Below are 14,317 nucleotides of genomic sequence, written 5' to 3' on the forward strand. Positions count from 1 at the left end.
ACCCCGTCCATCGTCGGCCGCCCCTGTCCCCCCAGCCACTCGAACCCCATGCATCCCGGGGCCCGGCGCGCCCCCGCGGGACGCGCGGTCAGGCCAGCGAGCCTCCCGTCGCGTCGATCCAGTCGCCCGTCACCCAGCGCGCGTCGTCCGAGGCCAGGAAGGCCACCACGTCCGCTATCTCCGACGGCGCCCCGACCGCGCCCAGCGCCGACATCGCCGCCGCCCCGGCCCAGGCCTCCTCGTTCCCCCGCAGCCACCCGGCGTTGATGTCCGTGTCCACGATCCCCGGCGCCACCGCGTTGACCGTGATCCCGCGCGGGCCCAGCACCTTCGACAGATAGCGGGTGAAGACGTCGAGGGCGCCCTTCGACATCGCGTACGTGATGAGGTCCGGCATGGCCGCCGCCCTGCTCAGCCCGGTCGAGACGTTGATGATCCGGCCGCCGTCCCGAAGCCGCTCCGCGCCCAGCTGCGCCAGGAAGAAGGGCGCCTTCGTGTTGACCGCGAAGATCCGGTCGTACTCCTCTTCGCCGATCGCCGCGAACGGCTGCGACGCCCCGATCCCCGCGTTGTTCACCAGGATGTCCAGGCCGTCCGCGTGGGCGTCGAAGGCCTGCCACAGCGCCGCCGCGTCCCCCGGTACCCCCAGCTCCTGACCCAGGGCGAAGGCGGAGCCGCCGGCCGCCTCGATCGCGGCGACCGTGTCCTTCGCCGCGTCCGCGTTCGTCCCGTAGTGCACCGCGACCCGCGCGCCCTCGCGGCCGAGCCGCTCGGCGATGCCCCGCCCGATGCCCCTGCTGCCGCCCGTCACCAGTGCCGTCTTCCCGGCCAGCTTTCCGTCGAGCACGCCCATGGCGACGCCCCCTGTTTCTGTAGTGGTCGTTACGTAAAGACCGTACCCCACGATCCGTAGTGGGCGCTATAGAATTCACTCCATGGTGACGAGACAGCGCGGCCGCCCCCGCTCCTTCGACCGGCTCACGGCCCTGGAGCAGGCGACGATGGCGTTCTGGGAGCACGGCTACGAGACGACCTCCGTCTCCGACCTCACCCGCGTCATGGGCATCAGCGCGCCCAGTCTCTACGCGGCCTTCGGCGACAAGAAGACGCTGTTCGAGGAGGTCGTCGAGGCGTACGCGCTCAGCTACGGGGCCTACGGCAGCCGCGCCTTCGCCGAGGAGCCGACCGCCCGCGCGGCCATGGGGAGGATGCTGCGCGAGGCCGCCGTGGTCTTCACCGAGCCCGGGCACCCGCACGGCTGCCTGATGATCTCCGCCGCGGTGAACTGCTCGACCCCCGAGGTGGAGGAGGCCCTGCGCGACCGGCGGAACGCCAACCTGGCCGCGTTCGAGACCCGCATCCGCGAGGGCATGGAGGTCGGTGACCTTCCGCCGGACACCGATCCGCGCATGCTGGCCCGGCTGACCGGCGCCGTCCTCCAGGGCATGTCGATGCAGGCCCGCGACGGGGCGACGGCGGAGGAGCTGACGGCGGTGGCGGAGGCGGCGATGCGCGCCTGGCCGGCCGGTCGAAGCGTGTGAGGTCCCCGGGACCGAGCGGCGCGGGAGCGGGGAGAGCGAGGGGCACCCGCGGGCTACGGCGCCTGACGGGACCCTCAGCCCGTCCGGCACCGCAGCCCGGAGTTGCCCGGCCGGGGGTGTGCGGTCCCTCGGCCGTGTGGGAGGTCTCGGCGCAGTCAGGGCAGAGAGCGCCGGGTACCTCGTCCATCCTCCTGTGCGGGGAGGATGGAGGCTCGGTTGCGTTCATTGTGGACTAGACCATTCTTGTCTGTCCATCCACAGGAACACGGTCTTTCCCGGCCCATCCTCCAACACGGAGCCCCGGAGATCCAGGTTCACCGCCCCTGTAATTCCGCGGGTACGCTCGCACCGTGCCCTCCATGAACGACCTCGTCCGCCAGCACACCGCCCTGAGCGACTCCGACCTCGAGTGGCTCCACCTGCTGGTGTCGGAGTGGCAGCTGCTCTCCGACCTCTCCTTCGCCGACCTCGTGCTCTGGGTCCCGACCCTCGACGGCACGCGGTACGTCTCCGTCGCCCAGATGCGGCCCAACACCGGCCCCACCTCCTACCAGGACGACATGATCGGCCACCTGGTGCCGCGCGGCCGCCGTCCGCTGCTCGACGCCGCCCTCGACGAGGGACGGATCGTCCGCGAGGGAGACCCCGAGTGGCGCGAGGAGGTCCCGGTGCGGGTCGAGTCCATCCCGGTGCGCCGTGAGGGCCGGGTGCTCGGCGTCATCGCCCGCAACACCAACCTGCTCACCGTCCGCACCCCCTCCCGCCTGGAGCTCACCTACCTCCAGTCGGCCTCCGACCTCGCCCAGATGATCGCCGCCGGAACGTTCCCCTTCCCCGGCGAGCAGGTCGACATGGACTCCTCGCCGCGCGCCGGCGACGGTCTCGTCCGCCTCGACGCCGAGGGCGTCGTCCAGTACGCCTCGCCCAACGCGCTCTCCGCCTACCACCGCCTCGGCCTCGCCGCCGACCTGGTCGGCCAGGACCTCGGCCAGATCACCGCCGAACTCGCCCCCTCCCGGGGCCCGGTGGACGAGGCCCTGGTCAAACTGGCCTCCGGCTACGCGCCCCGCGAGTTCGAGGTCGAGGGCAACGGCGGCGTGATCCAGCTGCGGGCGATCCCGCTCAAGCCCAAGGGCACCCGGATCGGTTCGCTCGTCCTGCTCCGGGACGTCACGGAACTGCGCCGCCGGGAGCGCGAGTTGATCACCAAGGACGCCACCATCCGGGAGATCCACCACCGGGTGAAGAACAACCTCCAGACCGTGGCCGCGCTGCTCCGCCTCCAGGCCCGCCGGATGGACTCCGACCGGGGTCGCGAGGCCCTCAACGAGGCGGTGCGGCGGGTCGGTTCGATCGCCATCGTCCACGAGACGCTGTCCCAGAACCTGGACGAGCGGGTGGAGTTCGACGAGATCGCCGACCGGGTCATCGCGATGGTCGCCGAGATCTCCCCGGGCAAGGTCACCTGCCGGCGCAACGGCCGCTTCGGCATCCTCGACGCCGAGGTCGCGACCCCGCTCTCCATGGTCCTCACCGAGGTCCTGCAGAACGCCCTCGAACACGCCTTCACGCAGGGGGAGCAGGGCACGGTCGAGGTCAGCGCCGTCCGCGGCGAGACCCGGACGGACGCCCGGCTCCTGATCACGGTCCAGGACGACGGCCGCGGTCTACCCGAGGGCTTCGACCCGCAGCGGGCCGGCAACCTCGGACTGCAGATCGTACGGACCCTGGTGGAAGGGGAGTTGGGCGGTTCGTTCGACATGCTGCCCGGCGCCGAGCGCGGCACGAAGGTGGTCCTCGACATTCCCGTACGGTCGCAGAAGTGACGACCCGGGAAGTGACGGCCCGACACGTGCCGGCCGGGAAGTGACGGCCCGGCACGTGACGGCCGGGAAGTGACGGCCCGGCACGTGACGGCCTGAGGCGCGTGACAGCAGCGAGCCCCGGACCGAAGGGAATCGGTCCGGGGCTCGAATGCTGTGGGTTACTGCTGCGCGCTGCGGCTCGGGGGCGGTGAATGCGTACGCGGTGTACGCGCCGCGTGCCTCAGGCTGTGCAGGTGGCTCAGGCGCTGGCGTTACGCGCCCGGTTGCGAGCGGCACGGCGCTTCATCGCGCGGCGCTCGTCCTCGCTGAGGCCACCCCAGACGCCGGAGTCCTGGCCGGACTCGAGCGCCCACTGCAGGCACTGCTCCATGACGGGGCAGCGGCGGCAGACGGCCTTGGCTTCCTCGATCTGCAGCAGCGCAGGACCGGTGTTGCCGATGGGGAAGAACAGCTCGGGGTCTTCCTCACGACAAACGGCGTTGTGACGCCAGTCCATGGCTGCTACCTCTCTCAGTGTTTCGTGCGAGTTGCTTGTGAATGTGAACGCTTTCACGAATCCCTCCGCAAGGGAAGGGCCGACTGCCAGCTGAACTGGTGTGGTCCTGTTGCTTGGGGTGGGGTTCTGGCTCTCAGTGGAGGCCGGTGTTGCGGGCCGTCCCGATCGCCAAGAAGAGACTCCCAAACCCCAGGGGCGGATACAACCCCTTCCGGAAAGTTTTTTTTGATTCCTCGGTGTCGGCTAGGTCACAGCCGTACTTCTTAGGGGTGGATGCGCGTCTAAACGTTCGAGTGAAAGGACTTTGGGCCCTTCCACTCACACAATCACACGCAGTGCACGGCGAACGCCTGTGAACGTCACGCTCGTACGCAGCCCGAGGTGGTCTCCGTCCATCTGCAGAGGGAGGGGAACCTTCGAATGCAAGGTGAAGTCGGTCAGGTCGTGCAGAGTCACGGCATGCTTGCCCCGCGGACCCCGCTCCGGGGTCGAGGTGAGCAGCTGGGTGCCGTAACGGGCCACCGCCGGAGTGGAGAGCCGACGCAGCCCGAGCACGTCGAGCGCGGTCTCGAAGGACGCCTCCGGGGACGCGTACACCGGACGATTGCCCAGGTAGGTCCAGGGGGAGGTGTTGCAGATTATGGAGAGGACCAGGTCCTCGACCGGCTCCGCGCCGGGGCGCTCCAGGGTGATCGTGCCCTGCCGGCGGTGCGGCTCCTCCAGGAACTGGCGCACCACCTGGCGCAGATAGAGGGCGTGCGTCGATCTCTTTCCGCGCTCGCGCTGCTGTTCGACCCGGCCGATGACGCTCGCGTCGAAGCCGAGCCCGGCACAGAAGGTGAACCAGCGTTCGGGCACGGATTCGTCCTCGGTGCCCGGGGTCCCGGACGCGAGCCCGAGGCTCACCGTCCGTGTCCGCCGCTCACGCAACGCGTCGAGCAGGGCCCCGGTCGCCTCCACGGCGTCGTTCGGCAGTCCGAGCGCGCGGGCGAAGACGTTCGTCGACCCGCCGGGGACGACCGCGAGGCTCGGCAGCCGCTCCGGATCGGGCCCGTCGTGCAGCAGTCCGTTGACGACCTCGTTCACCGTGCCGTCCCCGCCGAGGGCCACGACCAGGTCGATGTTCCCGCTGTCGGCGGCCCGCCGGCCCAGGTCACGCGCGTGACCGCGGTACTCGGTGGTGACGGCCTCCAGCTTCATCTCGCTGGCCAGCGCGTGGATGAGCACGTCACGGGTGCGGGCACTGGTGGTGGTGGCTGCCGGGTTGACCACGAGAAGTGCGCGCATGGTCGCCAGCGTACCTACCCGACGGTACCGGGCCCAGCCCAGCCTGCCCGATACCGGACCCCTCACCCCCGGTGCGACCCGGTTCCCCGGCACCCCCGTTACGCTGCCCTTCATGAGCAGTACGGAGCAGACCCCCCGCCCCGCCCGCCTGGCCGCAGCCGCGGGCGTGGCCCTCGTCGAGGCCCTCGGGCTCATCGCCGGAGGCGTCTACATGCTGGTGCGGACCCTGGTCGACGGCGGCGACGTCACCAGCGGCGTGACGGGCGGTGTGACGGTCGTCGCACTCGGGCTGATTCCGCTCGCCGCCGCCCGCGGTCTGTGGAGCATGCGCTCCTGGAGCCGCGGCCCGGCCGTGATCACCCAGATCCTCGCCCTGCCGGTCGCCTGGCAGATGCTCCAGACCGACGGCGTGATCCCCTTCGGGATCGCCCTCGCCGCGCTCGCCGTGACCGGGCTCGTCCTCCTGGTGAACCCGGCCACGACCGAGGCGCTCGGCATCAGGCGCCCCGGCCAGTAGGCCCGAGGGACTACTCCTCCACCAGAAGCTTCTCCCGAAGCGACGCCAGGGTCCGGGCCAGCAGCCGGGAGACGTGCATCTGCGAGATGCCGACCTCCTGCGCGATCTGCGACTGGGTCATGTTCCCGAAGAAGCGAAGGAGCAGGATCCGCTTCTCCCGGGGCGGCAGGTCCTCCAGGAGCGGCTTGAGCGACTCCCGGTACTCGACCCCCTCCAGCGCCTCGTCCTCGGCGCCCAGCGTGTCCGCGACCGCCGGCGACTCGTCGTCCGTGTCGGGCACGTCCAGGGAGAGCGTCGAGTAGGCGTTGGCCGACTCCAGACCCTCCAGGACCTCCTCCTCGGAGATCCCCAGCCGCTCCGCCAGCTCGTGCACCGTCGGCGACCGGCCGTGCTGCTGCGAGAGCTCCGCCGTCGCCGTGGTCAGCGAGAGCCGCAGCTCCTGGAGCCGGCGCGGCACCCGGACCGCCCACCCCTTGTCACGGAAGTGGCGCTTGATCTCGCCGACGACCGTCGGCGTCGCGTACGTGGAGAACTCCACCCCGCGCTCCGGGTCGAACCGGTCGACCGACTTGATCAGGCCGATCGTCGCCACCTGCGTCAGGTCGTCCAGCGGCTCGCCGCGGTTGCGGAAGCGCCGGGCCAGGTGCTCCACCAGCGGCAGGTGCATGCGCACCAGCCGGTTGCGCAGCTCGGCCTTCTCCGGAGAGCCCTCGGGCAGCTCGCGCAGCTGGACGAAGAGGGCGCGGGCGCCGCTCCGGTCGTGCGGGTCCGGGGCGGCGTGGGCGTCCGGGCCCTCGTCGTCCTCGTCCCCGTCCCCGGCCTTGTCCGCCGGCGCGGCCGCCCCGGCCGCCTCGGCGTCGTGGGGCGGCCGCGCCCCGGGAGCCTCGGAGGAGCCCTCGGAACTCGCCGGGGCCTCGGAGACTCCTGGTGTCTCGGGAACCTCGTGGTGCTGCTCGTGCTCGCTCATGTGGTCCGCCTGCTCCGTAGCGACCCTGTTCGGCCGCGCCTGCTGCTCAGGGATGCCGGCCGTCGCGTCCCCGCTCCTCACGCCGGGCCTGGCCCCGCGCCGCGCTGTTTGTACAGGCTGATCGAGACGGTACGGTCCTCGGCCACCGACGACTCCACTTTTCCGGCCAGCGCCGACAGCACGGTCCACGCGAAGGTGTCCCGCTCGGGTGCCCTGCCGTCCGTCGTCGGGGCGGAGACGGTCACGTCGAGGGAGTCGTCGACCAGCCGGAAGACACAGCTGAGGACGGACCCCGGCACGGCCTGCTGGAGCAGGATGGCGCAGGCCTCGTCGACCGCGATCCGCAAGTCCTCGATCTCGTCGAGGGTGAAGTCCAAGCGCGCCGCGAGGCCGGCCGTGGCCGTACGCAGCACGGACAGATAGGCACCCGCAGCGGGCAGCCGGACTTCCACGAAGTCCTGGGTCCCGGGCTCGCCTGCGATCTGGGACACCCTCACCTCCAAGGTGGCACAAGCTCATTCGGGGTCCGGGGGGAGAGGCCCCGGACCGGGCGGTACGCAGGGAGCCTGCGCGGTCCGCCGTGACGCTATCGCGATCCATCCTGCCGTGTCGCCGTGAGCACTGGAGACCCGGTGGTCCCCCGCCCTGGCCCCGGCAGCCGCGGAGAACCCGCGGAGGGGTGACGTACCCAGCCGTCAGACGATCGAACCGTCGACGAAGCACCAGCGCCAGGCCTCGCCCGGCTCGAAGGTCCGCATCACCGGATGCCCGGTGGAGGAGAAGTGCCCCGTCGCGTGCCGCCCCGCCGAGGAGTCGCAGCAGCCCACGTGCCCGCAGCTCAGACAGAGCCGCAGCTGGACCGGGTGCGTGCCGTCCGCCAGGCACTCGGGACAGGTGTCGGCCAGCGGCGCCGGTTCGGGGCGCGGCATTTCGGCTACGTGCGGGCACTCACTCATGATGGCCAGGTTACGTTGCGGCACGGGACGGGGTCGGGCATGGACGCACTGCAGCTGGTGGGGCTGGTGGCGGCGAGCGCCGCCGTGGCGGGGTTCGCCCGCAGGACCCCGGTGCCGGCCCCCCTGCTCCTGGTCGCCGTGGGTCTCGTCGCCGCGTACGTACCGGGGGTCCCCGACTACACCCTCGACCCGCACATCGTGCTGCCGCTGATCCTGCCCCCGCTCCTCTACACGGCCGCGGTCGACTCCTCGTACCTCGATCTGCGGGCCAACATCAGGCCCGTCGCGCTGCTCTCCGTCGGGTACGTCCTCTTCGCCACCGTGGCCGTGGGCTGGCTCGCGTACGTCCTCGTGCCCGACCTGCCGCTCACCGCCGCCCTCGTGCTCGGCGCCGTGATCGCCCCGCCGGACGCCGTCGCCGCCACCGCCATCGCCCGCAGGCTCGGCCTGCCGAACCGGATCACCACGATCCTCCAGGGCGAGTCCCTCGTGAACGACGCCACCGCGATCACCGCGTACAAGGTCGCCCTCGCGGCCGCCGTCGGCGCGGGCGTCAGCTGGGCCGGCGGCCTGTGGGAGTTCGCCCTGGCCGCGGTCGGCGGCATCGGCGTGGGCCTGGTCCTGATGGTCCCGATCCACTGGCTCCGCACCCACCTGACCGAGGCCCTGCTCCAGAACACCCTCTCCCTGCTGATCCCGTTCATCGCGTACGCCGCCGCCGAGGAGGTCGGCGCCTCCGGAGTGCTCGCCGTCGTCGTGGTCGGCCTCTTCCTCGGCCACAAGGCCTGGAAGGTCGACTTCGCGACCCGGCTCCAGGAGGAGGCCGTCTGGAAGATGGTCGCCTTCGTCCTGGAGTCCGCCGTCTTCGCGCTCATCGGCCTCCAGCTGCCGTACGTCGTCAGGGGACTCGGCCGGTACGGCATGGGCGAGGCGGCCTGGTACGCGGCCGGGGTCTTCGTCGCGGTGGTCGTCGTCCGCTTCGTCTGGGTCTACCCGGCGACCTTCCTGCCCCGCTGGATGTCCTCGGGCATCCGGGAGCGGGAACCGGAGGTGGACTGGCGGGCGCCGCTCGTCGTCGGCTGGGCCGGCATGCGCGGGGTGGTCTCCCTGGCCATCGCCTTCTCCATCCCCGTCGTCACCGACGGGGTGGACTTCCCGGCCCGGAACCTCGTCCTGTTCCTCACCTTCACCACCGTGATCGGCACCCTCGTGGTGCAGGGCCTCACGCTGCCGCCCCTGATCCGGCTCCTGAAGCTCCCCGGCCGTGACCGGTACGCCGAGACCCTCGCGGAGGCGCAGGCCCAGAGCGAGGCCTCCCGGGCCGCCGAGGAGCGGCTCGACGCGCTGCTCGCCGACGAGCGCAACGCCCTGCCGAAACCGCTCGCAGACCGGCTCCGCACGGTCATGGAGCGGCGCCGGAACTCCGTGTGGGAGCGCCTCGGAGCGGTCAACGCGGTCACGGGCGAGACCGTGGACGACACCTACCGGCGTCTGTCGCGCGAGATGATCGACGCCGAGCGCGAGGTCTTCGTCCAGCTGCGCGACGCCCGCCGGATCGACGACGAGATGATGCGCACGCTGCTCCGCCGCCTCGACCTGGAGGAGGCGGCGGCCTTCCGGGAGGCCGACTGACTAGGCGGTGTCCGGCGTGCCCGTGATCACGGCCGCGAGCCGGGTGCCCGCAGGGAAGGCGCCCTCCTCGGCGAGGGCCGTCAGGCCGTACAGCATTTTGGCGACATACAGCCGCTCGATGGCGAGTCCGTGCCGCGCCTCGAAGTCCTGTGCGAACGCCTCCAGGGCGGGGGGTACGCGCGCGTAGCCCCCGCCGTGGAAACGCTCGTCCAGGGACCAGTCGCCGCGCGGTCCGCCGAAGGCCGACTCCTGCAGGGCGCGGACCTCCTCGCCGAGGAAGCCGCCCTTGAGCACCGGGACGCCCAGCGCCTTCTGCCCGGGCGCGAGCCCCGCCGCGAGCCCCGCCAGGGTGCCGCCCGTGCCGCAGGCGACCGCGACCGTGTCCGCCGCCCCGGCGAGCTCGCGGCCCAGCTCCACGCACCCGTGGACGGCGAGCGCGTTGCTGCCGCCCTCGGGGACCACGTACGCGCCCGCGGGGGCCCGCTCCAGGAGCCCCGCGAGCGTGGCCGGGTCGTTCTTCGCGCGGTACGTGGCCCGGTCGACGAACACCAGCCGCATCCCGTCCGCCGCGCACCGCGCGAGCGAGGGGTTGAGCGGGCGCCCGGCCAGCTCGTCGCCCCGGACCACGCCGACCGTGGGGAAGCCGAGCAGCCGGCCGGCGGCGGCCGTCGCCCGCAGGTGGTTGGAGTACGCGCCGCCGAAGGTGAGCACGGGCCGGCCGGCCGCCTCGCGCAGGTTGAGCGCGAGCTTGCGCCACTTGTTGCCGGGGAGGTCGGGGTGGATGAGGTCCTCGCGCTTCAGCAGCAGCGTGAGCCCGCGCCGGGCGAAGCGCTCGTCCGCCACCGGCTCCAGGGGGGAGGGGAGCCGGGGTCGCAGGCGGGACGGGTCGAACGCGTTCACCCGCCCATTCTCGCCGCCCCGCGCGGGGCGGCGAGGACGCGGCCGGTGTCGGGCCCAGCGGGTCGGGCCGGTGTCGGGCGCAGCGGGCCTGTGTCGGGCCCAGCGGGTCGGTCTGTGTCAGCGCAGCAGGTCGGCGATCCGCTCCCGCATCGACGCCATCGTGAAGCCGCGCGGGTCCACCTTGCCCGGCTGCCACTCCTTGTGCCCGATGACCGAGCGGTGCGTCCAGCCGTGCGCCCGGCAGACGGCCGCGGCCGCCTTCGCGATGGCCTCCAGCTGGACCTTCGGCCACGGGTCCTGGCCGTCGCCGAGGTTCTCGCACTCGAAGCCGTAGAAGTGCCGGTTGCCGTCCGTGGTGGCCTCGTCGTCCGGCGGCAGCCGCCGCTCGGCGATGACCGCGCGGAGGACCTCGTCGTCGCCGAGCCCCGCGTGGTTGGCGCGCCCGTAGCCGACGAGGTGCACCGTGCCGTCCTTGGCGATCACGCCGTGGCAGAGCGGCCCCGGCAGGGCTTCGTAGCCGTCCCGGCAGATCTGGACGGTGCGGGCGGTGCCACGGGTCACGGTGTGGTGGATCATCACGCCGTGCACCGGGCCCCAGGGGCCCTTGTGGTTGCGGTTGTGGGTGGACCAGTCGCCGACCTGGACGACCGCGAGGCCCTCCTCGCGCAGTGCGGTGAGGAACCTGTTCGCGGACATGGGTGAGGCCATGACCGACTCCTTCCGGAGGACGGGGTGAACGTCCGGAGTACCGGATTCCGCCACTCCGCTGCCATCCGTTCGGTCCGTGTGCGAGCCGATCCGGACAGTTCGTCAGGGGACGCGTGGGGCTGCGCTGTTCGGAGGGAAATCGCGTGACATGCCCCGAAGATCGTCGAACAGTCCCACCCGAATGTGTAATGGCGCCGACACGTTCCGTGCTGACAGGCTTTCTCTCGCAACTCAGTCATACGAGAGGGAGTTCCATGTCCGTTGGTTCGGTTGGCGACGACGTCCGCGCGGAGCAGCAGTCCCCGCAGCAGAGTCTCGGCACCGCCGCCGCGCGGAACCTCGCCACGACCACCAAGTCGGCCCCGCAGATGCAGGAGATCACCTCCCGGTGGCTGCTGCGGACGCTGCCGTGGGTCCAGGTGCAGGGCGGCACGTACCGGGTGAACCGGAGGCTCAGCTACTCCGTGGGTGACGGACGCGTCACCTTCGTCCAGACCGGAGAGCGCGTTGCGGTGATCCCCGCCGAACTCGGCGAACTCCCGGCACTGCGCGGCTACGAGGACGAGAGCGCGCTGACCGAGCTCGCGGCCCGCTGCACCCAGCGGGAGTACGCGGCGGGCGAGATCATCGCCGTCGCCGGAGCACCCACCGACCGGGTGTACCTCCTCGCGCACGGCCGCATCGAGCAGATCGGCGAGGGACCCTACGGCGACGAGGCCGTCCTCGGCGTCCTCGCCGACGGCGCCTACCTCGGCGAGGCCGCCCTGGTCCACGAGGACGCCACCTGGGAGTGGACCGCACGGGCCGCCACCGCCTGTACGGTCCTGGAGCTCACCCGCGCCGACGTACGCAACCTCGCGGACCGGGCCGGCTCGCTCTCCGCCCATCTCTCGGGCGTGGCGGCGGCCCCCGACCAGCGCACCAACACCTACGGCGAGGCCGCCATCGACCTCTCCGCCGGCCACGTCGGCGAGGCCGTCGTCCCGCACACCTACGTCGACTACGACGCCTCGCCCCGCGAGTACGAGCTGAGCGTCGCCCAGACCGTGCTGAAGGTCCACAGCCGCGTCGCCGACCTCTACAACCAGCCGATGAACCAGACCGAGCAGCAGTTGCGGCTCACGGTCGAGGCGCTCCGCGAGCGCCAGGAGCACGAGCTCATCAACAACAAGGAGTTCGGCCTCCTCTCCAACTGCGACTACGGGCAGCGGCTCCAGCCGCACGACGGCGCCCCCAGCCCGGACGACATGGACGAGCTGCTCTCCCGCCGCCGCGGCTCCAAGATGTTCCTCGCCCACCCGCGCGCCATCGCCGCCTTCGGCCGCGAGCTCAACAAGCGCGGCCTCGTGCCCGAGACGATCGAGATCGCGGGCAACCGCATCCCGACCTGGCGCGGTGTGCCGATCTACCCCTGCAACAAGATCCCGGTCTCGGACGCCCGGACCACCTCGATCATCTGCATGCGTACCGGCGAGGCCGACCAGGGCGTCATCGGTCTGCACCAGACCGGTCTCCCCGACGAGATCGAGCCCAGCCTCTCCGTCCGCTTCATGGGCATCGACGAGCAGGCGATCATCTCCTACCTGGTCACGGCCTACTACTCGGCGGCGGTCCTCGTCCCGGACGCCCTCGGCGTCCTGGAGAACGTCGAGGTCAGCCGCTGGCGCTGAGCCGGCGGCGCCCGGGGGCGGGGGCCGAACCCGCCCGCCCCCGGGCGCTCCCGGTCCGCCGCGGCGAAGGACCGCGGCGGCCGATCGCCGTGCCGGACCGCCGCCCCGGCGGACGGCCGCGAAGGATGCGAAGGAAACGACCGTGACCATGACAAGCGCGGACGCCGTCGCCGGCGGCCAGGGGGCCGTGACGCTCCTGGACCGGACGCGTACGGCCGTCGACCCCCGACTGCGCTCGACCGTCGAGTCCCTGCCGGACTCCCTGCGGCGCGTGGCGATGTACCACTTCGGCTGGGAGCGCGCCGACGGCACCCCGGACGCGGGCCGGCCGGGCAAGGCCATCCGGCCCGCCCTGGTCCTCGCGGCGGCCCGTGCCCTCGGCGCGGACGAGACCCGGGCCGTGAACGCCGCGGCGGCCGTGGAGCTCGCGCACAACTTCACCCTGCTCCACGACGACATCGTCGACGAGGACCCGACCCGGCGGCACCGGCCCACCGCCTGGACCGTCTTCGGCGTCCCGGACGCCCTCATGGCCGGTGACGCGATGAGCGCGCTGGCGCTGCGGCTGCTCGCCGAGGATCCCCACCCCGCCTCCGCGGCGGCCTCCGCGCGCCTCGCCGCCTGCGTCATCGAGCTCTGCGCCGGCCAGCAGGCCGACTGCGCCTTCGAGCGGCGCGACCCGCGCGCGGTCTCCCTCGACGAGTGCCTGGCCATGGCCACCGCCAAGACCGGTGCCCTGCTCGGCTGCTCCTGTGCCCTCGGTGCGCTCTACGCGGGCGCGGGGGAGGAGGAGGTCGCGGCGATGGACGCCTTCGGCCGGGAGGCCGGCCTCGCGTTCCAGCTGATCGACGACCTCATCGGCATCTGGGGCGACCCGGACCGCACGGGCAAGCCGGCGGGTGCCGACCTCGTCGCCCACAAGAAGTCCCTCCCGGTGGTCGCGGCGCTCACCTCCGGCACCCCGGCGGGGGAGGAGCTGGCCGCGCTGTACTCCCGGCCGGCCCTCGACGCGGCGGCGGTGCGGGCGGCGGCGGACGCCGTCGAGCGGGCCGGCGGCCGCGACTGGGCGCAGGCCCAGGCGGCCGAGCGGATGGGGCGCGCCGTCGAGCACCTGGCCCAGGCGGTGCCGGACCTGGCGGCGGCGGAGGACCTGCTCGCCCTCGCGGAGTTCGTGACCCGCCGCACGCGCTGACCGGGAGCCGGGAGCCGGCGCGCGGGCCGTCAGGCCTCGGGGACGATCCGGGTGACCACGGTCTCGATCATGTCGTCCAGGTCCCGGTCGCCGAGGATCCCGGGCACGGTGAAGTGGTCGAGGAGCAGTCCGGTGAGGGCGAAGTACAGCAGCCGTACCGTGTCCGCGTCGCCCGGCATCCCGGCGGCGAGGTGCCCCTCGATGTTCGCGTCCAGGTCGGAGCGGAGCACCTGGGTGAGCTGGGTCCTGAGCTCGGGCCGGCGGACGGCTTCGAGGCGCAGTTCGAAGAGCCCCAGGTAGCAGGTGCGCTCGGCGGCGAGCCGCCGGGCGATCCAGCGCATCAGGTCGAGGACCAGCTCCCGGCTGGGTGCGGGGGCCATCGCGGCCTCCACGGCGCCCGGGGCCGGGGTCAGCCGGACGAAGATCCGGTCGCCGACCTGGGAGAGCAGCTGGTCCCGGTCGGAGAAGTAGTTGGACGAGGTGCCCGTGGGGACCCCCGCCCGGGCGTCGACCGCCCGGAAGGTCAGCCCGCGGGCACCTTCGTCCGCCAGGACCTCGATCGCGGCGTCGAGCAGGCTCGTGCGGCGTTCCGGATTTCTCGCCACGTCGGACTCCCTCGAAGAAT

General features: G+C 72.4%; 15 protein-coding genes. 6 read left to right on the forward strand and 9 right to left on the reverse strand.

The features are described 5' to 3' along the window. Window positions 1–88: 88 nt before the first annotated feature. Window positions 89–853 (reverse strand): SDR family oxidoreductase, encoded by a 765-nt coding sequence (locus ACN9MM_RS26210; protein ID WP_426366058.1) that lies wholly within the window; start codon window positions 851–853, stop codon window positions 89–91. Between the two features lie 82 nt (window positions 854–935). Between ACN9MM_RS26210 and ACN9MM_RS26215 the strand changes: the two genes are divergently transcribed. Both ACN9MM_RS26215 and ACN9MM_RS26220 read left to right on the forward strand, forming a co-directional pair. Next, window positions 936–1,541 carry a TetR/AcrR family transcriptional regulator gene (locus ACN9MM_RS26215; protein WP_426366059.1) on the forward strand — a complete coding sequence of 202 codons (606 nt, stop codon included), beginning with the start codon at window positions 936–938 and terminating at the stop codon, window positions 1,539–1,541. A 359-nt stretch (window positions 1,542–1,900) separates the two neighbouring features. Beyond that, on the forward strand, window positions 1,901–3,367 hold the full coding sequence (locus tag ACN9MM_RS26220; protein WP_426366060.1) for a sensor histidine kinase: 1,467 nt from the start codon (window positions 1,901–1,903) through the stop codon (window positions 3,365–3,367). A gap of 238 nt (window positions 3,368–3,605) precedes the next feature. Here the strand turns inward: ACN9MM_RS26220 and ACN9MM_RS26225 are convergent, their stop codons facing one another. Both ACN9MM_RS26225 and ACN9MM_RS26230 read right to left on the reverse strand, forming a co-directional pair. Then, a complete protein-coding gene (locus ACN9MM_RS26225; RefSeq protein ID WP_003953983.1) occupies window positions 3,606–3,863 on the reverse strand; it encodes a WhiB family transcriptional regulator in 258 nt (85 codons plus the stop codon). A gap of 318 nt (window positions 3,864–4,181) precedes the next feature. Further along, window positions 4,182–5,150 carry a diacylglycerol/lipid kinase family protein gene (locus ACN9MM_RS26230; RefSeq protein WP_426366061.1) on the reverse strand — a complete coding sequence of 323 codons (969 nt, stop codon included), beginning with the start codon at window positions 5,148–5,150 and terminating at the stop codon, window positions 4,182–4,184. 112 nt (window positions 5,151–5,262) lie between these two features. Here ACN9MM_RS26230 and ACN9MM_RS26235 point away from each other — a divergent pair, with 112 nt between their 5' ends. Beyond that, window positions 5,263–5,667 carry a hypothetical protein gene (locus ACN9MM_RS26235; protein ID WP_426366062.1) on the forward strand — a complete coding sequence of 135 codons (405 nt, stop codon included), beginning with the start codon at window positions 5,263–5,265 and terminating at the stop codon, window positions 5,665–5,667. Window positions 5,668–5,677: 10 nt separating this feature from the next. Here the strand turns inward: ACN9MM_RS26235 and ACN9MM_RS26240 are convergent, their stop codons facing one another. From ACN9MM_RS26240 to ACN9MM_RS26250, 3 genes are all read right to left on the reverse strand, one after another. Beyond that, window positions 5,678–6,715 (reverse strand): RNA polymerase sigma factor SigF, encoded by a 1,038-nt coding sequence (locus tag ACN9MM_RS26240; protein ID WP_426366063.1) that lies wholly within the window; start codon window positions 6,713–6,715, stop codon window positions 5,678–5,680. Further along, the gene (locus tag ACN9MM_RS26245) at window positions 6,712–7,125 is read right to left on the reverse strand and encodes an anti-sigma regulatory factor (RefSeq protein ID WP_015036094.1); all 414 of its coding nucleotides are present in this window, start codon (window positions 7,123–7,125) and stop codon (window positions 6,712–6,714) included. The genes ACN9MM_RS26240 and ACN9MM_RS26245 overlap by 4 nt, the downstream gene beginning before the upstream one ends. A 204-nt stretch (window positions 7,126–7,329) precedes the next feature. Continuing rightward, window positions 7,330–7,590, reverse strand: a complete 261-nt coding sequence (locus ACN9MM_RS26250; RefSeq protein ID WP_329851676.1) for a UBP-type zinc finger domain-containing protein — start codon at window positions 7,588–7,590, stop codon at window positions 7,330–7,332. A 39-nt stretch (window positions 7,591–7,629) separates the two neighbouring features. Here ACN9MM_RS26250 and ACN9MM_RS26255 point away from each other — a divergent pair, with 39 nt between their 5' ends. Continuing rightward, complete coding sequence (locus tag ACN9MM_RS26255; protein WP_426366064.1) at window positions 7,630–9,222, forward strand: Na+/H+ antiporter; 1,593 nt, start codon at window positions 7,630–7,632, stop codon at window positions 9,220–9,222. On the opposite strand, the gene ACN9MM_RS26260 is transcribed toward ACN9MM_RS26255, so the two are convergent. After that, window positions 9,223–10,122 (reverse strand): 1-aminocyclopropane-1-carboxylate deaminase/D-cysteine desulfhydrase, encoded by a 900-nt coding sequence (locus ACN9MM_RS26260; protein ID WP_426366066.1) that lies wholly within the window; start codon window positions 10,120–10,122, stop codon window positions 9,223–9,225. Between the two features lie 117 nt (window positions 10,123–10,239). Further along, the gene (locus ACN9MM_RS26265; RefSeq protein WP_426366067.1) at window positions 10,240–10,830 is read right to left on the reverse strand and encodes an N-acetylmuramoyl-L-alanine amidase; all 591 of its coding nucleotides are present in this window, start codon (window positions 10,828–10,830) and stop codon (window positions 10,240–10,242) included. A 254-nt stretch (window positions 10,831–11,084) separates the two neighbouring features. Here ACN9MM_RS26265 and ACN9MM_RS26270 point away from each other — a divergent pair, with 254 nt between their 5' ends. Continuing rightward, window positions 11,085–12,500 carry a family 2B encapsulin nanocompartment shell protein gene (locus tag ACN9MM_RS26270; RefSeq protein WP_426366068.1) on the forward strand — a complete coding sequence of 472 codons (1,416 nt, stop codon included), beginning with the start codon at window positions 11,085–11,087 and terminating at the stop codon, window positions 12,498–12,500. Between the two features lie 148 nt (window positions 12,501–12,648). Next, window positions 12,649–13,692 carry a family 2 encapsulin nanocompartment cargo protein polyprenyl transferase gene (locus ACN9MM_RS26275; protein ID WP_382867375.1) on the forward strand — a complete coding sequence of 348 codons (1,044 nt, stop codon included), beginning with the start codon at window positions 12,649–12,651 and terminating at the stop codon, window positions 13,690–13,692. A gap of 29 nt (window positions 13,693–13,721) precedes the next feature. On the opposite strand, the gene ACN9MM_RS26280 is transcribed toward ACN9MM_RS26275, so the two are convergent. Continuing rightward, the gene (locus ACN9MM_RS26280) at window positions 13,722–14,297 is read right to left on the reverse strand and encodes a TetR/AcrR family transcriptional regulator (protein WP_426366070.1); all 576 of its coding nucleotides are present in this window, start codon (window positions 14,295–14,297) and stop codon (window positions 13,722–13,724) included. Window positions 14,298–14,317: the final 20 nt, after the last annotated feature.

The sequence above is a fragment of the Streptomyces sp. E-08 genome, assembly GCF_049913095.1.
Classification (GTDB): Bacteria; Actinomycetota; Actinomycetes; order Streptomycetales; family Streptomycetaceae; genus Streptomyces.